Source organism: Microcystis sp. M109S1, from assembly GCF_020247025.1.
In the GTDB taxonomy this organism is placed as follows: Bacteria; Cyanobacteriota; Cyanobacteriia; order Cyanobacteriales; family Microcystaceae; genus Microcystis.
On the sequence record NZ_JADBRW010000270.1, the window covers coordinates 1 to 4956 of the forward strand.

4 protein-coding genes are annotated in these 4956 nt (G+C 45.5%); 3 read left to right on the top strand and 1 reads right to left on the bottom strand.

Going from position 1 to position 4956, the window contains the following annotated elements; translation table 11 throughout:
* The first annotated feature begins 395 nt into the window (after positions 1 to 395).
* Entirely contained in the window at positions 396 to 1610 is a 1215-nt protein-coding gene (locus IM322_RS13430; protein WP_287677029.1) for an ABC transporter permease, read from the top strand.
* Positions 1611 to 1615: 5 nt separating this feature from the next.
* Here IM322_RS13430 and hisD read toward each other — a convergent pair whose 3' ends face one another.
* Positions 1616 to 2872, bottom strand: a complete 1257-nt coding sequence (gene hisD / locus IM322_RS13435; protein WP_287080098.1) for a histidinol dehydrogenase — start codon at positions 2870 to 2872, stop codon at positions 1616 to 1618.
* 313 nt (positions 2873 to 3185) lie between these two features.
* Here hisD and accC point away from each other — a divergent pair, with 313 nt between their 5' ends.
* Both accC and IM322_RS13445 read left to right on the top strand, forming a co-directional pair.
* A complete protein-coding gene (gene accC / locus IM322_RS13440) occupies positions 3186 to 4532 on the top strand; it encodes an acetyl-CoA carboxylase biotin carboxylase subunit (RefSeq protein WP_287677027.1) in 1347 nt (448 codons plus the stop codon).
* 43 nt (positions 4533 to 4575) lie between these two features.
* On the top strand, positions 4576 to 4956 hold a 381-nt coding region (locus IM322_RS13445; RefSeq protein WP_287677024.1), incomplete at its 3' end, for a Uma2 family endonuclease.

A 4956-nucleotide genomic window follows, 5' to 3' on the forward strand; every position in this document is an offset into this window, starting at 1 on the left:
CAGTTATCAGTTATCAGTTATCAGTTATCAGTTATCAGATGTAAGTTTTAAGTTAATTAGTTATTTATTTATCAGATGTAAGTTAATTAGCTATTTAGTTATTTATTTATAGCGGTTCTCACATCTGTGTGGCACACTTTACCCTTTGCTGATTAAGCTTTTCAGGATTGAGAATGTACCTCTTGTCAACAGGAAACGCTATATCTTCATCTTTATCCCTGATTACTGTTTACTGATTACTGTTTACTGATCACTGATTACTGTTTACTGATCACTGATTACTGATTACTGTTTACTGTTTACTGTTTACTGTTTACTGTTTACTGATTACTGATTACTGATTACTGTTTACTGATTACCGTTTACTGATCACTGATCACTGAATATAACTAACCATGGAAATGCTCGAAAACCTGAAAATGGCTTTTTCCGCTTTGATGGGCAATAAACTGCGTAGTGGTCTGACCATGCTAGGAATTGCTATCGGTAACGCCTCCGTCATTGCCCTAGTGGGAGTGGGTGAAGGAGCGCAAAAAGTCGCCCTCGAGCAGTTTGAAGCTCTCGGTCCGAATGTTTTATTTGTTTCCACCTCCTCGCGCAATGTCCGGCGGACAATTCCTAATCCCCGGCCTCTCACCTACGAAGATGCTCAAGCGATCGCATCTCAAGTTCCCGCCATTGCCGCCATTTCTCCCGAATTGAGCGGTAAAAGAATCTTATCCTTCGGTAATAGAACCAGTAATAGTCCCCTGATTGGGGTGGGAGCCGAGTACCTAAACGTGCGTAACCGTCAACTATCTAAAGGTAGATTTATTATGGAATCTGACCTGAAACGGGATAATCGCGTGATTGTCTTGGGATCGGAATTAGCCAAAAATCTCTTTGGTAATCGCAATCCCGTCGGCGAAAATCTTCGCATCGGCAATCTTAGTTTTCAAGTTATTGGAGTTTTACAGGCGAAAGGCTCCTTATTTGAGGCTAATCAGGACGATCGAGCGTTAATTCCCCTAACTACTATGTCTAATCAGGTTCAAGGACGCAGAGCTATCTATGGCATTCCCCTAACGCATATTTCTGTCTTGGCGAAAAGCTCTGCCCAAATTAAAGCCGCCCAGTTTCAGATTAGCAACCTGCTGCAAATGCGTCATCAGGTCAGCGACGAGAATTATGTGCAGGTTTTCCCTCAAACCGCAGTCTTAGAAATGACCAAAGAGACTAACGATAGTTTAACTAGAATGTTAGCCTCGATCGCCAGTATTTCCCTTTTTGTCGGGGGAATCGGCGTAATGAATATTATGCTCGTGTCAGTCACGGAAAGAACCCAAGAAATCGGGTTAAGAAAGGCTTTAGGAGCCAAAGAAGGGGATATAAAAGGTCAATTTCTCATTGAATCGGTGATTTTAGCCACCACTGGCGGAATTATCGGGATTTTTGTCGGCATTCAAGGAATGTATCTAGCGGGAATTTTTGCCGCTTTAACCACCAGTGTCTCAATCCCTGCGATAATTCTCGCTTTAGGAGTTTCTAGTGCCATCGGTCTAATTTTCGGTGTTGTTCCCGCTCATCGTGCCGCTAAATTAGACCCAATAGTTGCTTTGAGAAGATTATAGTTTTTCTAGGTCTTGTCCTGACCTCGGGATTCTATACCCGCGTCCGTTGTCGTAAATCCCTCCGCTTGCGCTAATATTTGCAGATTGTGGGCTATGGAGGCGAAAGAATCGGCAGGATATTCGATTAAAGTGGCGGAATCGAGAAAAGTTTCCACTCCCACGGGACAACCCAAATAATCAGCCACCGCTTTTGGAGTAGTGGAACCGAGGAGAATAGTTCCCGATTGTCTCACAGAAGATAGCTTTTCCCAAGGCTCATCGATCATTAAGGATAAATGGGTGGGAGCAAAAAGATTCGATAATTCGATCGCTTTCTCCAATGATTCCACCACCACGATTAAACCATAATGAGCGATCGCTTTTTCCGTTAACAATCTCTGGGGATGTACCTGTAACTGTTTTTGCACTTCTTCCTGTACTATTAGGGCCAAAGCCTTATCCGTCGTCAATAAAATCGCTGCCGCTAGGGAATACTGTTCCGCTTGCGCTAATAAATCTAGGGCCAACTGCCTGGGATTGGCTTGACTATCGGCAATAATAACCAAATCAGAAGTAATAGAGAGATAATCGATTTTTACATGGTCAGAAACCAGTTTTTTAGCCAAATTAGTATAAAAATCACCTATTCCGGCAATCATCTCCACGGGAGCGATCGTTTTTGTACCGTAGGCTAAAGCGGCGATCGCCTGTGGTCCAGCCACCCGATAAATCTCACTAATACCCACCGATTGGGCTGCCACTAAAATCGCCGGATGGATGCGTAAATCTTCATCGGCAGGAGATACCATCACAATCCGTTTAACCCCCGCTATTTTGGCAGGAATCGCCTGTTGGAGCAATAAACTGAGATAGGCACGTTTACCATCGGGAACGACAATTCCCACGCTGTTAACCGGTTGATAACGTTTCCCCCGAACCGTACCATCCTCAGGAAACTGTACCCAAGCTTTGGGAAGACGCTGACGATGAAAAGCCTCCATTTTTTGACAGGCAACGGCGATCGCATTTAATAAATCCTGCGACACCTGTTGATAAGCAGCATCGAGTTCCGAGCCACTCACCTTCAGTTGTTGTAGATTAAGGGACTGTTGGTAGAATTTTTCCGTGTAATCCACCAACGAGCGATCGCCAGAAAGTCGCACCTGCTCGACAATCTCTCGGACAAGCGATTCTTTTTCCCGAATTTCCGGATCGTCGAACCGTTCCCGAATTCGTCTCAGTTCCGTTCTGGCTGACCATGGCTCTGTGATAATTCGCAACATCGAGCTATTATCCTCTAGGGGCGAAACGAGATTAAAAAGTTTTCACTCCTCACACTCTAGCTTATCGCTTTCAATCTTGACCGGGGAGGGAGACCGAGTCAGTTATTTTCCCTGTCGGTCGCCGGTAGTCGGTCGCCGGTCGTCAGGAGATTGCTTTTATTTATTCTCCCCACACCCCACACCCCACACCCCACACCCCACTTCCCCACACCCCACACCCCACTTCCCCACTTCCCGATTTCCCCAAGGTAACAAAACCAGATATTCTACTAAATAGTCGCCTATCACACCAGCCTGATCTCGTGGTCGTCCAATGCAGTTTGCCAAGATATTAATCGCCAATCGCGGGGAAATCGCCTTAAGAATCCTTCATAGTTGCGAAGAATTGGGCATTAGAACCGTTGCCGTCCACTCTACCATCGATCGCCATGCCCTTCACGTTCAACTGGCCGATGAGAGTGTTTGTATTGGTCCGCCCCCAAGCAGCAAAAGTTACCTAAATATCCCTAATATCATCTCGGCTGCCCTAACACGCAACGCCACGGCGATCCATCCCGGTTACGGTTTTTTGGCAGAAAACGCCCGCTTTGCCGAAATTTGTGCCGATCATCAGTTAACTTTTATCGGTCCGTCTCCCAGCGCTATTCTGGCTATGGGGGATAAATCTACCGCTAAAAAAACCATGCAAAAAGCGGGAGTTCCTACTATCCCTGGCAGTGGTGGTTTAATTACCTCAGAAGCGGAAGCAAAACGTATCGCTGATGACATCGGTTATCCTGTCCTGATTAAAGCCACCGCCGGCGGTGGAGGGCGGGGGATGCGTCTTGTCAATAGTTCAGATGAACTAGGTGATATGTTAAAAGCCGCCCAAGGGGAAGCAGCAGCGGCTTTTGGCAATTCAGGAGTATATCTAGAAAAATTTATCGAATGTCCCCGACATATCGAGTTTCAGATTTTGGCCGATAGTCACGGTAACGTGATCCATTTAGGAGAAAGAGACTGTTCGATTCAGCGACGACACCAAAAACTGCTAGAAGAGGCACCCAGCCCCTTCTTAACGCCCCATTTACGCTCAAAAATGGGTAATGCCGCCGTTAAAGCCGCTAAATCGATTAATTACGTCGGGGTGGGAACTGTGGAATTTTTAGTCGATAAACACGGCAATTTTTACTTCATGGAAATGAACACCCGTATTCAGGTGGAACACCCCGTCACGGAGATGATCACGGGGATAGACCTGATCCGAGAACAAATTCTGGTGGCACAGGGCGAAAAACTGCAAATTAAGCAAGATCAGGTGATATTTAGAGGGCATTCGATCGAGTGTCGCATTAATGCCGAGGATCCCGATCACAATTTTCGCCCTCACCCCGGCAAAATTAGCGGTTATCTGCCCCCCGGCGGTCCCGGTGTCCGCATGGATTCCCACGTTTACACCGATTACGAAATCCCCCCCTATTACGATTCCCTAATTGGGAAATTAATTGTCTGGGGAGAAAATCGCGAAACTGCGATTAAACGCATGAAACGCGCCCTGCGGGAATGTGCGATCACGGGAGTACCGACGACTATTGATTTCCATCGTAAAATATTGGAAACTCCCGCCTTTTTAGCCGGAGATGTTTACACTAATTTCATCCAAGAACATCTCTTGCCCTAGCGCGTTACCATGAATTTTAGACGAGAGTAGGTTGGGGATAATAATGACAGTAGAAGTTAAATTTAACTCGTTTCAACTCAGCGATGAACAGTTTTTTCAACTTTGTCAGGATAACCGAGATTTGCGCTTGGAACGCAACCCAAAAGGAGATTTAATTATTATGCCACCGACTGGGGGAAAAACGGGTAATTCTAACGCTGGAATCACTGCCCAATTATGGTTATGGAATAACCTAAATAAATTAGGTGTAGTTTTTGATTCTTCCACAGGATTTAAACTACCTAATGGGGCCGATCGCTCTCCCGATGCTGCTTGGATACCTTTAGAAAAATGGCAAGCTTTAACCCCACAACAAAAGGAAAGATTTTTACCTCTATCTCCCGATTTTGTCATTGAATTAATGTCTGCTAGTGACAACATAGAA